The organism is Sphingomonas colocasiae (assembly GCF_019880585.1).
Taxonomy (GTDB): Bacteria; Pseudomonadota; Alphaproteobacteria; order Sphingomonadales; family Sphingomonadaceae; genus Sphingobium_A; species Sphingobium_A colocasiae.
Window position 1 is genome coordinate 852934 of record NZ_JAINVV010000004.1, and the last position, 12900, is coordinate 865833.

Genomic DNA, 12900 nt, shown 5'->3' on the forward strand with positions numbered 1-12900 from the left:
ATCTCCGCCGTTGGCTCATATGGCAGCGTTTCGTCCGGATTCCGGCCCCCATCGGAATGGCGGGCCGGTTTCCATCGAATCGCCGCCGCTTATACGCAGCGGCCATCGCGCTGCGGTGCGCCGCCGCCGCGCGTCTGCCAGCTGCCGTCGGGCGCCTGATACTTCTCGCCCGGCTTGGTGTTGGCGATCAGGTTGCAGCCCGTGGTGAAGGCGAACTGCTCGATCGTCGAGCCCGTCGATCCGGCTTTCGCCGTATAGGCGGCCTTGCGCTTGATATTGATGTCGCGGACCAGCGCCTCGATATCGGCGCCCTGGCCGCCGACGACGCCGAGATAGCCGTCCACCTTCTCTCCGACCTTGCCGGCGGCGCGCGCGGCTTCATAGGCGGGGTCGCGCTGCGCATAAGCAGTGCCCGCCGCCGCCGCGAGGGCGATGGAGAGGCCGAGGCCGATCAGAGTGATGCGCTTCATCAGAATATGTCCGCTTCCTGCTTGATGAGGTTCTTCGCCTCGCCATCGAGACGATAGACCACTTCCTGCTTGATGTTGATATTCAGGTTGATCTCGATGGGCTTGTCGGGCGCCTGAAGCGTCACGCAGCCCGCAAGGCCCGCGCACACAGCCGCCAACGTCAGGCCCAAGGCGATCACCGATCCGGTTGTCTTCCCCATATCAGGGGGAATCTCACCGTGCGGTCCCTCGGTCAACATCGCATTCTTCATCGCTTGTTTTCGCTTTCGGGAGGCTGAACGGCCATTTGCCCGCGCGGCGGAGGGCTGTCGGCCTGGGGTGGAGCTGGCTGGGGTGAAGTGGGTTGGGGCGGGGCCGTTTGCGTGCGCGCCTTCTGCGCATCGAGCAGCGCCGGCAGATTCTGCTCGATCAGCAGCGTGGGATCGTAAAGCGAGCGCGCGGAGAAAAGCAGTTGCCGGAACGGCGCGCGAATCGTGACGTTGAAGCGGATCGGCAGTGCCGCGATCTTGCGCGTGATGAAATTCTGCTTGGTGCCCTCGCCCTGGCCCAGTCCGGCAAATCGCACCTGGGTGACCATCTCGCCATCGAGGTCGCCGTTGAGGATGACCTCCAGCGAACGGTAACGGACCGCGCGCAACGCCTGGAAAGCGATATTGCCCCAATTGCCGAGATCCTCCTGCGTGAGCTGGCCGACATAGGCGAGCGATCCGCCGCCCTCGCGCACGGTCAGCCGCCCGTCGACGATCCGGCCGCCCTTTTCGTCGAAGACGATCGGCAATACGCCGTCGAAGATGCCGGTGGCGTTGATATTCTCGAAATCGAAGCCCTGGAGGAAAGCAGCGGCGTCCATGCCGCTGACCCGGAAGGTCAGGTAGCGGGGCTTGGCCGCGCCCAGATCGAGAATGGTGGGATCCAGCGTCAGCCGCCCGCTCGCGAACGGCCATTCGCCACCCTCGATCGCGACCTGCTGGTTGGGAAGCAGATGGTAGCGGAGTACGCCGTTGGTGACCGGCAGGCCGGGATTGACCTCGCCGATCGAGACCGACTGGCCCGGTGCCGTCACCAGGCCGAGCAGGTCGGTGAACCGGATTTCGCCGCTGAGATTGGAAACGGGGCCGAACGCGGCCGCGAGACTGGCGCCGCTTGTGCGGAAAACGCCGTCGCTCGTCACGCCATCCGGCGTCCAGCGGATTTCGCCGCGGCCGCTGACCAGCGCGTCGACATTCGCGACCACACCGAACGCCAGATGCGTCAGCGCATCGGGCTGGAGCGTCTTGCCGAAGCGGAGCTCCGGAACGTCGAGAACGGCCTGTCCGGTTCCGGCCGACAGATCATGCGCGATCGTGACGGCGGTGACCGGCGTTCGCCCCGCGGGTTCGCGCAGCAATCCGCTCGCGGCGATTTTTCCGTCGATCAGGCTGAGGTTGAAATCATCCGAAATCAACGGGTTGAATCGTGGTGTTGAGGCAGTGTCCGCAACCCTCAGACGGCCGTCGAGCTTGAGCGCTCCGTCAGCGAACCGCCAGTTGCCAGCCGCTTCGGACACGATCAGCGGAACATTGCCGATCTGGCCGCCCAGCCGATCGAAGCGTCCGGCCATTCCCGAACCGCCGATGCGGCCTTCCAATATGCCGATATCCAGCCGCGTCGCCCGGTCCGGCGCGCCGAGCCGGATCGCGACATCCTGTGCGCCGAGCGTGCCGGCGCGGAGCGCCAGGCGCGCATCGGCGGCGGCGATCTCGATCGGGCTGTCGCCCAACCGGCCCGACAGCCTTGGCGCGGCGATGCGGGCGCCGCCGCTCATGCCGCCGCCGGCGCTGCGCGCGAACAGCGCCTGGCCTTCGATCGGGCACAGCGTCAGCCGTGTGGCGCCCAGGGTGAGCCCCGCCGCCTTGAGCGCGGTCAGGCCGAGCGGTGCGCAGCCGGGATTGAGCGCGAAGCCGCCACGGGCATCGATGTGACCCGCAAGCGGCAGGGTGAGCCCGGTGACGCGCCCGTCCGCCAGTGGACCGTCCAGCGTCACGCGCGTCGCGAACCGCGTTCCGCCGTGGGGGTCGGCGGTGAAATCGATCCTGTTCAACGCCAGCCGGGCGCCGCCCGAGGCGAAGGGAGCGATCGTCGCATTGCCGCGAATGGGAGCGCCGGCAGCGGGTTGGGCAAGGTCGATGACGGTTTGGGGAAAGCCGCCGCCCACGAGGTTCAGGCGGCCGTTGACCTGCGGGAGTCCGGCGGGCCAGCCGATCTTCACGCCCCCGGCCATGGTGAGCCGTGCGCCGCTCCGGCTGGCCGCGTCGAGCGCATTGAGTTGAAGCGAGCCCGTGTCTCCGAGCTGGGCAACCGTGAAGTCCCCGGAGAGCCGCATGCCCGCGCCGGCGCGTCCCGCCGCTTCGGCCAGCGCGGCGGCGAGGGGGGCGACGGGGGTGCCCTTGGCTGTCCCGCCCAGCGACGCCAGTCGCGCCAGCGTGGCGCGATCGAGCGCGGCATTGTCCACCGCCACCTTGCCGCCCAGGCCGATCTGGAAACCACGCGGCGTATTGCCGATGCGATAGGCGCCGGTGAGCGTCAGGCCCTGTCCCGATCCGCCGGGAACCGCCAGCGCCTTCGCGGCAATCCGCAGATCGCCGCCGGTGCGCGCGCGGCCGCCATCGAAAGCGACCGTGCCGTTGACGCCGTCGAGCCGATTTGCGCCCAGCGTCGCGTGCGGCAGGTCGAGCTGCATCGCGCCTTTCCATCGATTCAAGGCTTCGTTGAGCACCGCATCGACCCGCGCTTGCGGCCTAGCCAGATCGAGCTTCGCATCCGGACAGGCGAAACCGGCGGCACGCACGGGGCCGACGACATGTGGCGCCTTGTCGGTCACCGACAGGTCGAGCCAGGCGGTCGCGCCGCGCAACGGACAGTTGCCGATCGTCAGTTCGGGGGCAACCGCCGCCAGCTTGCCGCGGAAGCCGCCCGTCAGATTGCCGCGTCCGTCGAGCTTGAGGCCAACCGGGCCGTTGGGCAGATCGAGTCGCATCCGCGCGTCGTTCAGGTCGAGATCGAGATCGGGCAGCGCGAAGGGCTTGCCTGAAGGGGCGGGCAGCAATCGGTCGATGCTGCCGAAAGAAACCGTCCCGTCGATCAGCCGTCCGCGCAACCGCACGCCGCCTGCACGAACGCCGGTCACGGTCGGGCCGCCGCCACGAATCGCGATCAATATCTCGGCCCAATCGGCGGTCAGGTCCGGATGGGCGGGATCGCCGATACTGATCTTTTCCAGCCGCTGCGTACGAAAGCCGATTTCCGCGATCTCGTAGCGCGCGGAAACGCCGCGCTGTTCCAGCGCATCGGCCACGAAACTGTCGGCGATGGGTTTGCGCTGCGTCCAGGCCAGGGCGATCGCAACGAGCAGAATCGCGCCGGTCGCGAGCGCGACGCGCCGCGCGCGCCGGCGTTTCGGCACCTCCGCTGCTGCGCGTTCTTCACTCTCGTTCACCCGGCCACCTGCCCCGTCGACATCGTCACAACGCGCCACCGCCAGAATAGGCCGCAATCGTGATCGCGCAATTGTGGCAACGCATATCGTGGGATAGCGTGCCCCGATGAACGAAGGCGGAAGCGATCATGGCGGCACGGGGCATCGCGCGCGGCTGCGCAAGCGGTTGCTGCAAGGGGGCGGGGAAGCGCTGCTCGACCACGAGATCGTGGAATATCTGCTGACGACCGCGATTCCCCGCCGCGACACCAAGCCGCTCGCCAAGCGGCTGTTGAAGGAATTCGGCGGCATGGGCGGGCTTTTCGCCGCCGATGCCGAGGCGCTCGCGCGCATCGATGGTGTCGGCGAAGGCGCCGTCGCCGCGATCAAGATCGTCCAGGCGACGGCGGTTCGTCTGCTCCGCGCCGAGATCGTCGATCGGCCGGTGCTGGGAAGCTGGCAGGCGCTGCTCGACTATCTGCGCGCGGACATGGCGCACGCGATGATCGAGCGGGTCCGCGTGCTCCACCTCAACAGCCGCAACCTTCTGATCCGCGACGAACTGATGAGCGAGGGATCGATCAACGAAGCGGCGGTCCATGTTCGCGAAGTGATCCGCCGCGCGATCGATCTCGGCTCCGCCGCGATCATCCTGGTGCACAATCATCCGAGCGGCGATCCGTCGCCCAGCCGGCAGGATATCGCGCTGACGCGCGAGATCGTCGAGGCAGGGCGCGGCCTCGGCATCGCCGTGCATGATCATGTGATTGTCGGCACGCAGGGCCATGCCAGCCTGCGCGCGCTGGGCCTGATGTGAGGCGTCGCGATCTCCTCGCCGGGCTGGGGGCGATCTTCGCGCTTCCCGCGAACGCCCAGTCGCCGGAGCGGACGGCGGCGCGGCTGATTGGCGCTGCACGGCGGCAGGTTGGCGTTACGCTCCATTATGATCCTGCCTATACGACGCTGCCATTTCCCAATGGTGACGTGCCCAGGGCGAAGGGCGTGTGCACCGATGTGATCGTTCGCGCCTATCGCGATGCCTTCGCGCTCGATCTTCAATCTCTGGTCAATGCCGACTTGCGGGCGGCCTTTGCTGCCTATCCGAAACTATGGGGGCTGCGCGGGCCGGATCGCAGCATCGATCATCGCCGCGTGCCGAATTTGCGGACCTGGCTGGCGCGCAAGGGCGCGGCGCTTCCGATCCCGCGTGATTCGGCCGGTTGGCGGCCGGGTGACATCTTCACCAGCCTGATCGATGGGCGGCTGCCGCATATCGGCCTGGTTTCTGATCGGCGTGGCGCGAACGGTTGGCTCGTCATCCACAATATCGGTGCGGGTGCGCGCGAGGAAGACGCGCTCGGCGATCACAGGATCACCGGCCGATATCGTTGGGGGCTGGTTGCCTGAAACGGAAACGGGCGGTTCCCGTCGCCGGAAACCGCCCGTCGGCCTGGGGTGACCGATCAGCCCTGGAGGAAGGTCGTCAACTCGCCCTTGCTGACCGACTTGCTCTTGTCGGTATCCGCCTGGGCGAAGGCGGCCTCGGTCCATGCCGAATTGTCGGTGCTTGCCGCAGCCGCGTTGGGCTGGGCGGCGCGCAGCTTGGTCATCCAGGCTGCGAATTCTTCCTTGCTCAATTCGCCGTTCTTGTCGGCGTCGAAGGCCGGGAAGTCGTTATCGACCACCGCCGCCACCGTGTTTGCGCTGTTGGCGGGAGCCGCCTGTGCCGGGCTCGCTGTCGTGGTCGTGCTCGGCGTAGCGGCCTCAGGCGCTGTCTGCGCCTCCGCGGGTGGCTGAGCGGCCGTGCTTTCGGTCGCCGGCTCCTGAGGCGGCTGGGTTTCCTGAGCCAAGGCGGGCGCGGCGAGCGCAAAGGCGCTGACGAACATAAGGGTGCGTATCATTGCATTCTCCTGGATTCTCTTTTTTCGCGGCGGAGCGATCAAGGGAAATCGCGGTTTTTCCGCCACTTGATCTACAACTCACGGTAAGGATACAGGTTTCCGGCGCGGCAACGCTTCGTCGTCCGGGTAAACCGACTCGGGGGCGATCCGTTCGGATTCAGCGGCCTGCGGAGGCGGGGCGGCGCACTTTCTTCTGCAGGAATGCGGTGAGTTCTTCGGGCGTCACCTTGGCGTCGACATTGGCGTCGGCCTGCAGGAACGCGCCATCGGCCCATGCCTTCAGCTTGGCGGGATCCTCGGTCTTGCCTGCACGGGCGCGCAGGGCGATCAGCCAGGTCGCGAATTCGGCTTCGGTCAGATGGCCTTTGCCGCCCTGGTCATATTTCGGCCACTCGGCGGCGACCGCCGCGCCGATCTGCGCCGCGGCGCTGGTGTCCGCCGCGCCGGACTGCGCAAGCGCCGGTACCGCGACCAACATGCCGGCAAGGGCGATGAGAGGACGGATCATGAAGCTGCTCCAACTGGTCCCAAGGCGCGGCGCGCGGACCGGGGATATCCGCGCGCCGCCCATATGGACTGCCGCGCACCGATCGAAAAGGCCAGCGCTCGGCTCGATTGATGCCGCGTCCGGCCCCTGCTATCGCCCGCCCCGTCCACAACCGTGCCCCAAATGCGATGGGGCGAAATTCGAAGGTCAGCCATGGTCCCCCGTTATGCCCGCCCCGCGATGACCGCGATCTGGGAACCCGAATCGAAATTCCGCATCTGGTTCGAGATCGAGGCGCATGCCACCGACGCGCTGGCCGAACTCGGCGTCGTGCCGAAGGCGGCGGCCGAGGCGATCTGGGAGCGCGGCGCGTTCGAGGTCGATCGCATCGATGCGATCGAGGCCGAAGTGAAGCACGACGTGATCGCGTTCCTCACCAACGTCGCCGAGCATGTCGGCGACGAAGCGCGCTTCATGCATCAGGGCATGACCAGTTCCGACGTGCTCGACACCTGCCTGGCCGTCCAGCTCGCGCGCGCATCCGATATATTGCTCGAGGATCTCGACAAGCTGCTCGAGGTGCTCAAGCGCCGCGCGATCGAGCACAAGCTGACCCCGACGATCGGCCGCAGCCACGGCATCCATGCCGAGCCCGTCACCTTCGGACTCAAGCTCGCCCAGGCCTATGCCGAGTTCGCGCGCAATCGCGACCGGCTCGTCGCCGCGCGCGCCGATGTCGCCACCTGCGCGATCTCCGGCGCGGTCGGGACCTTCGCCAATATCGATCCGCGCGTCGAAGCGCATGTGGCGGAGAAGATGGGGCTGACCGTCGAACCCGTTTCGACCCAGGTGATCCCGCGCGACCGCCATGCGATGTATTTCGCGACGCTCGGCGTCATCGCCAGCTCGATCGAACGCCTCGCCACCGAAATCCGCCACCTGCAGCGCACCGAAGTGCTCGAGGCGGAGGAGTATTTCTCGCCCGGCCAGAAGGGCAGCTCCGCCATGCCGCACAAGCGCAATCCGGTGCTGACCGAGAATCTGACGGGCCTGGCGCGGATGGTGCGCGGCTATGTCACACCCGCGCTGGAGAATGTCGCGCTGTGGCACGAACGCGATATCAGCCACAGCTCGGTCGAGCGCTATGTCGGTCCCGACGCGACGATCACGCTCGATTTCGCGCTCGCGCGGCTCACCGGCGTGATGGACAAGCTGGTGATCTATCCCGAGCGCATGCAGAAGAATCTCGACCGGATGGGCGGCCTCGTCCACTCCCAGCGCGTGCTGCTCGCGCTCACCCAGGCCGGCGTCAGCCGCGAGGATGCCTATCGCCTCGTCCAGCGCAACGCGATGAAGGTGTGGGAATCGGACGGTCAGCTTTCGCTGCTCGAATTGCTCAAGGCCGATCCCGAAGTGAGCGCCGCGCTGTCGGCGGAGGAGATCGAGGCGCGCTTCGATCTCGATTATCACTTCAAGCATGTCGATACGATCTTCGCACGGGTGTTCGGGGCGTAACCTCTTCGTTGCCGGGCTCACGCAAACGCCTTACCCTTGTCATCCCCGCGAAAGCGGGGATCCAGCTATTCCGTGAAGCATCCGGAAAAGAAGAAGCGGGATCCCCGCCTTCGCAGGGATGACATCGAGAAGCGGCCTGCGCGGCACGCACCATACCGCCATTGTCGTTCGTCGAATAATATCGCCCGCCCGCCCGCGCCGGATTTGCACCGCGCGGGCGGGCGCGATAGCCTTTGCGAAAGGGGACTTCGGCGATGGCGATCAGGCTTACGGTCAACGGCAAACAGCAGAGCTATGGCGGCGATCCCGATATGCCGTTGCTCTGGTTCCTGCGCGACGAGCTGGACCTGATCGGCACCAAGTTCGGCTGCGGCATCGCAAGTTGCGGCGCCTGCACCGTGCACGTCGCGGGTGAAGCGCGGCGGTCCTGTTCCACGCCGATGTCGGAGCTTGATGGTGCGAAGGTGACCACCATCGAGGGCATGGCCAAGGGCGATAGGCTCCATCCGGTCCAGCAGGCCTGGATCGACGAGGATGTCGCACAATGCGGCTATTGCCAGACCGGCCAGATCATGGCGGTCGCCGACCTGCTTGCGCGCAATCCGAATCCCAGCGACGACGAGATCGACCAGAGCCTGAACAATCTCTGCCGTTGCGGCAGCTATGCGCGGTTGCGCAAGGGCGTCCATCGCGCCGCGGCGCTGATGAAGGGAGCCAAGGCATGACGATCCAGCTCGATCGCCGCGCCTTCCTGCGCGTCACCGCCGTTTCGGGCGCAATGGTGCTGACCATGCCGCGCGGCGCGATCGCCGCGATCGATGGCGCCGCCGCCGATATCGGCCTCCATATCCGGCTGACGCCCGACAATCGCCTGACCATCCGCACCGCGACAACCGAGATCGGGCAGGGGACCAACACCTCGATTCCGATGCTGATCGTCGAGGAGCTCGATTTCCCGTTCGACAGGACGTCGGTGCAGAACATGGTGCCGCCGATCCGGCGCACTGCCGAGGGGCGGATCGAATCGCAGGTGTTCGCCGGCGGCGCGGGCGGCTCGACCGCGATCGCGGCCAGTTACGACGCGGCGCGCCAGACCGGCGCGATCGCCCGCAACCTGCTGATGCAGGAAGCCGCGGCGCGCTGGTCGGTGCCGATCGGCGAATTGACCACCGCGGACGGCTTTGTCGTGCATGTCGCGAGCAAGCGCCGCCTGGCCTATGGCGCTTTGGCCGGCGGAGCGGCGGGGAGGCCGGTTCCGACGGGGCCGCTGCCGCTGAAGCCGCGGTCCGAGCACAAGCTGATCGGCACGTCGCAGAAGCAGAAGGAAGCGCGCGCCATCGTCACCGGCGAGCGGCTGTTCGGCATCGATCAGACCATGCCCGGCATGCTCCATGCCGTGATGCTGCGCGCGCCCGTGCTCGACGCGTCGATCGCCAAGGTGGATGACAGCGCCGCGCGCGCCGTCCCGGGCGTCCGCCATGTCATCCGGCTGCCAGCCATCGCGCCCGACAGCGGATTCCGCAACCGTCCGCTCGCCGAAGGCGTGGCGGTGGTGGCTGACAGCCGCTGGGCCGCGCTCAAGGGGCGCGAGGCGCTGATCGTCGAATGGGCCGGCGGGGCGACTGCCGAAAACAGCGACGAGCGGATCGCCGCCGCCTGGGCGGATCTGGTCGCCGGCAAGGGGCATCGCGTCAGCCAGACCGGCGATGTCGATGCCGCATTCTCCGCAGCCGCCAAGGTGGTGGAGGCACGCTACGATGCGCCGATGGTCGCGCATGCGCCGATGGAGCCGCAGAATACGCTGGCGCACGTCACGGCGGAGGGCGCGACGGTGATCACGCCGACTCAGCAGCCCGTCGGCGTTGCGGGCACCGTGGCGGACGTGCTCGGTATCCCGATCGAGAAGGTGAAAGTGGTGACGGTGCGCTGCGGCGGCGGTTTCGGGCGGCGCCTCTATACCGACATGGTGGCGGAAGCGGCGTTGATCGCGAAGGCGGTGGGCGTGCCGGTGAAGCTTGTGTGGACGCGCGAATGCGACATGGCGACCGATCTTTACCGCCCCGGCGGTGCGCATCGGTTCCGCGCGGCGATCGATGCCGGCGGCACGCTGACCGGGTGGGACCACGGCATTGCCAGCCAATCGCGTCGTTACCGCTCGGCGCCCGATCAGGGGATCGCTTCGCTCGCCACGTCGGAGGTTGCGATCCACGACCATCCCGGCGCGCTCGTGCCCAATCGCCGCTACGATTATGTGCCGATCGACAGCGCCGCGCCGCGCGGTGCCTGGCGTGCGCCGGGCCATAATATCAACGGCTGGACGATGCAGGCTTTTCTGGACGAGGTCGCGGAGGCCGCGGGGCAGGATCCGCTGGCATTCCGGCTCGCAATGCTCGGCGAAGCACGCGACCTGCCTTACGAGACGCATGGCGGGCCGATCTTCTCGACGGGGCGCATGGCCGCGGTGTTGCGGTTGGCGGCGGCGAAAGGCGACTGGGGCAAGCCGCTGCCCAAGGGATCGGGGCGGGGCATAGCGGGCCATTTCTCGTTCGGATCCTATGTCGCGCATGTCGTGCAGGTGACGATGAAGCCGGGCGGCGCCTTCAGCGTCGATCGCGTGACGAGCGGGATCGATTGCGGCATCGTCGTCAATCCCAACGGGGTCGCGATGCAGAACGAAGGGGCGATCAACGATGCGCTGTCGACCGCGCTGGGGCAGGCGATCACGATTCGCGGCGGGCAGGTGGAGCAGAGCAACTTCGCCGATTATCCGATGATGCGGATCGATCGGGCCGCCACCCTGGTCGAAACGCATATCGTGCCGAGCGATGCGCCGCCGCGGGGCATGGGCGAACCCAGCCTGCCGCCGTTCACGGCCGCGCTGACCAATGCGATCCATGCGGCAAGCGGCAAACGGATTCGCAGCCTGCCGATCGGCGAACAACTCGCCTGAACCCCGGTTGCAAAAGATGCATGTGCGATTGCCGGTTTCAAAGTTGCGATAGTTTGAAATAATATTATCTCAACCTCACCGCATGACAAGATGCGGTGCGCGGCAATGTCCGCAGTTCGCAGGGAAAGAAGATACCCGCTCAGGTGGACGTGTTCGCGCACGCCTGCCTGTACGGGCACGCTTCACAGGAGAAATGAAATGAAGTCGTTCGAAACGGCGATCAGCATCGTGCTGGTTCTCGCCACCCAGGCGCTCACCATCGGCGTGATCTTCGCCGCTTGAACCGGGCCTTGATGAGCTTGCTCATCGAAGCCCGGTCAGGCCAGCGGGGCGCCTGAGCGTTCCAGGGCGCGGATGCGGAGCATCCCCGGCCTGGCCAAAACCCCCTTTCAAAGCCCCGCCCGGCAACCCGCCCGGCGGGGTTTTGTGTTTTCAGGGGGCGTCGGACGCGCATCGCGCATTGACGCACCCGGCCTCTGCGCTGCAAAGCGGCGCGCGATGAAAAGAAAGACTGGCCAGGATCGTTCGATCACCGAAACATGGCGTCCGGCGACGCAGGCCGTGCGCGGCGGAACCGCGCGTTCGGAATGGGGAGAGACGAGCGAAGCGCTCTTCCTGACCTCCGGCTACGCATATGACTGCGCGGGCGACGCGGCCGCGCGTTTCGCGGGCGAGCAGCAGGGCATGACCTATAGCCGGCTGCAGAACCCCACGGTCGAGATGCTGGAACAGCGCATCGCCCTGCTCGAAGGGGCGGAGGCTGCGCGGTGCCAGGCGTCGGGCATGGCGGCGATGACCGCGGCCCTGCTGTGCCAGCTCAGCCAGGGTGACCATGTCGTCGCCGGTCGCGCCGCCTTCGGATCGTGCCGCTGGCTCACCGACTCGCTGATGCCGCGCTTCGGCATCACCTCGACGATCATCGACGGCCGCGATACCGACGCGTGGCGCGACGCGATCCAGCCCAATACGAAGGTGTTCTTCTTCGAAACCCCGGCCAATCCGACGATGGACATCGTCGATATGGCGGCGGTGTGCGGCATCGCGCGCGAAAACGGCATCACCACCGTGGTCGATAACGCCTTCGCCACCCCGGTGCTGCAGCGTCCGATGGACTTCGGCGCCGATGTCGTCGCCTATTCAGCGACGAAGATGATGGACGGACAGGGCCGGGTGCTGGCCGGCGCGGTGTGCGGTACGCGCGCCTTTATCGACGATGTGCTGCTGCCCTTCACGCGCAACACCGGCCCGACTCTGTCGGCGTTCAACGCCTGGGTCGTGCTCAAGGGACTCGAGACGCTGGATCTTCGTATCCATCGCCAGAGCGAGAATGCGATGAAGGTCGGCCGTTTCCTGGAAGGGCGCGTTCCGCGCATCCTGCATCCGGGGCTGGAGAGCCATCCGCAGCACGCGCTGGCGATGCGCCAGATGAAGGCGTGCGGGCCGATCTTCTCGATCTATCTCGATGGCGGTCGCGCCCAGGCACACGGCCTGCTCGATGCGCTGAAGCTTGTCGACATCTCGAACAATATCGGCGACTCGCGCAGTCTCATGACGCACCCCTGTTCGACGACGCATGCCGGCCTGACCGCCGAAGTGCGCGCCGAGATGGGCGTGGAGGAAGGCATGCTGCGGCTGAACGTCGGCCTGGAGGATCCCGACGACCTGATCGAGGATTTCGACCAGGCGCTGCGCGCGGTCGGGCTATGAACACGCCCTCCCGCTCGATGAACGCGCTGTTTCCCTATGCGGAAACCACGCGCGGCGTCACCGTGCGGGTGTCGGTGAGCTATCTGCCCGAACAGTCGGAGCCGGAGCGTGGGCGCTGGTTCTGGGCCTATCATATCCGTGTCGAGAATGGCGGTGATGCCGCAGTCCAGCTTCTCGCGCGCCATTGGGTGATCACCGATGGCCGCGGCGCCCGCCATTCGGTGGAGGGCGAGGGGGGCGTCGGCGAACAGCCGGTGATCGCACCGGGCGCGGCCTATGACTATGTGTCCGGCTGCCCGCTCAGCACGCCGACGGGATCGATGCAGGGCAGCTATCATATGATCGGCGAGGATGGTTCGGGTTTCGACGTGAAGATTCCCCGCTTCCCGCTGCTGGCGCCGGTCGGGGCGGAGTGA

General features: G+C 66.9%; 12 protein-coding genes. 7 read left to right on the forward strand and 5 right to left on the reverse strand.

Annotated elements, in window-relative coordinates:
- Nucleotides 1–89: 89 nt before the first annotated feature.
- From K7G82_RS10395 to K7G82_RS30195, 3 genes are read right to left on the reverse strand one after another with little or no spacing between them, the layout of a single operon-like run.
- Complete coding sequence (locus tag K7G82_RS10395) at nucleotides 90–470, reverse strand: YdbL family probable chaperone protein (RefSeq protein ID WP_222989766.1); 381 nt, start codon at nucleotides 468–470, stop codon at nucleotides 90–92.
- Nucleotides 470–670, reverse strand: coding sequence for a YnbE family lipoprotein (locus K7G82_RS10400; RefSeq protein ID WP_222989767.1), 201 nt, complete (start codon nucleotides 668–670; stop codon nucleotides 470–472). The genes K7G82_RS10395 and K7G82_RS10400 overlap by 1 nt, the downstream gene beginning before the upstream one ends.
- A 47-nt stretch (nucleotides 671–717) precedes the next feature.
- On the reverse strand, nucleotides 718–3945 hold the full coding sequence (locus K7G82_RS30195) for an intermembrane phospholipid transport YdbH family protein (protein ID WP_222989768.1): 3228 nt from the start codon (nucleotides 3943–3945) through the stop codon (nucleotides 718–720).
- A gap of 106 nt (nucleotides 3946–4051) precedes the next feature.
- Here K7G82_RS30195 and radC point away from each other — a divergent pair, with 106 nt between their 5' ends.
- A complete protein-coding gene (gene radC, locus K7G82_RS10410; RefSeq protein ID WP_222989769.1) occupies nucleotides 4052–4741 on the forward strand; it encodes a RadC family protein in 690 nt (229 codons plus the stop codon).
- The gene (locus K7G82_RS10415; RefSeq protein WP_222989770.1) at nucleotides 4738–5331 is read left to right on the forward strand and encodes a DUF1287 domain-containing protein; all 594 of its coding nucleotides are present in this window, start codon (nucleotides 4738–4740) and stop codon (nucleotides 5329–5331) included. Before radC ends, K7G82_RS10415 begins: the two co-directional genes overlap by 4 nt.
- 56 nt (nucleotides 5332–5387) lie before the next feature.
- On the opposite strand, the gene K7G82_RS10420 is transcribed toward K7G82_RS10415, so the two are convergent.
- The gene (locus tag K7G82_RS10420) at nucleotides 5388–5825 is read right to left on the reverse strand and encodes an EF-hand domain-containing protein (protein WP_222989771.1); all 438 of its coding nucleotides are present in this window, start codon (nucleotides 5823–5825) and stop codon (nucleotides 5388–5390) included.
- Nucleotides 5826–5982: 157 nt separating this feature from the next.
- A complete protein-coding gene (locus K7G82_RS10425; protein WP_222989772.1) occupies nucleotides 5983–6333 on the reverse strand; it encodes a hypothetical protein in 351 nt (116 codons plus the stop codon).
- A gap of 192 nt (nucleotides 6334–6525) precedes the next feature.
- Here K7G82_RS10425 and purB point away from each other — a divergent pair, with 192 nt between their 5' ends.
- The 5 genes from purB to apaG all read left to right on the forward strand — a co-directional run bounded on the left by purB (nucleotide 6526) and on the right by apaG (nucleotide 12900).
- Nucleotides 6526–7827 (forward strand): adenylosuccinate lyase, encoded by a 1302-nt coding sequence (gene purB / locus K7G82_RS10430; RefSeq protein WP_222989773.1) that lies wholly within the window; start codon nucleotides 6526–6528, stop codon nucleotides 7825–7827.
- A gap of 254 nt (nucleotides 7828–8081) precedes the next feature.
- Complete coding sequence (locus K7G82_RS10435) at nucleotides 8082–8552, forward strand: (2Fe-2S)-binding protein (protein ID WP_222989774.1); 471 nt, start codon at nucleotides 8082–8084, stop codon at nucleotides 8550–8552.
- On the forward strand, nucleotides 8549–10777 hold the full coding sequence (locus tag K7G82_RS10440; protein WP_222989775.1) for a xanthine dehydrogenase family protein molybdopterin-binding subunit: 2229 nt from the start codon (nucleotides 8549–8551) through the stop codon (nucleotides 10775–10777). Before K7G82_RS10435 ends, K7G82_RS10440 begins: the two co-directional genes overlap by 4 nt.
- Before the next feature lie 498 nt (nucleotides 10778–11275).
- A complete protein-coding gene (locus K7G82_RS10445) occupies nucleotides 11276–12484 on the forward strand; it encodes a trans-sulfuration enzyme family protein (RefSeq protein WP_222989776.1) in 1209 nt (402 codons plus the stop codon).
- 17 nt (nucleotides 12485–12501) lie between these two features.
- Nucleotides 12502–12900 carry a Co2+/Mg2+ efflux protein ApaG gene (gene apaG, locus K7G82_RS10450; protein WP_222990254.1) on the forward strand — a complete coding sequence of 133 codons (399 nt, stop codon included), beginning with the start codon at nucleotides 12502–12504 and terminating at the stop codon, nucleotides 12898–12900.

Bases quoted from the DNA above. Each gene is read 5' to 3' on its own strand.
- K7G82_RS10395 (WP_222989766.1), bottom strand. From the start codon at position 470: ATGAAGCGCATCACTCTGATCGGCCTCGGCCTCTCCATCGCCCTCGCG.
- K7G82_RS10400 (WP_222989767.1), bottom strand. From the start codon at position 670: ATGGGGAAGACAACCGGATCGGTGATCGCCTTGGGCCTGACGTTGGCG.
- radC (WP_222989769.1), top strand. From the start codon at position 4,052: ATGAACGAAGGCGGAAGCGATCATGGCGGCACGGGGCATCGCGCGCGG.
- K7G82_RS10420 (WP_222989771.1), bottom strand. From the start codon at position 5,825: ATGATACGCACCCTTATGTTCGTCAGCGCCTTTGCGCTCGCCGCGCCC.
- K7G82_RS10425 (WP_222989772.1), bottom strand. From the start codon at position 6,333: ATGATCCGTCCTCTCATCGCCCTTGCCGGCATGTTGGTCGCGGTACCG.
- purB (WP_222989773.1), top strand. From the start codon at position 6,526: ATGGTCCCCCGTTATGCCCGCCCCGCGATGACCGCGATCTGGGAACCC.
- K7G82_RS10435 (WP_222989774.1), top strand. From the start codon at position 8,082: ATGGCGATCAGGCTTACGGTCAACGGCAAACAGCAGAGCTATGGCGGC.
- K7G82_RS10440 (WP_222989775.1), top strand. From the start codon at position 8,549: ATGACGATCCAGCTCGATCGCCGCGCCTTCCTGCGCGTCACCGCCGTT.
- K7G82_RS10445 (WP_222989776.1), top strand. From the start codon at position 11,276: ATGAAAAGAAAGACTGGCCAGGATCGTTCGATCACCGAAACATGGCGT.
- apaG (WP_222990254.1), top strand. From the start codon at position 12,502: ATGAACGCGCTGTTTCCCTATGCGGAAACCACGCGCGGCGTCACCGTG.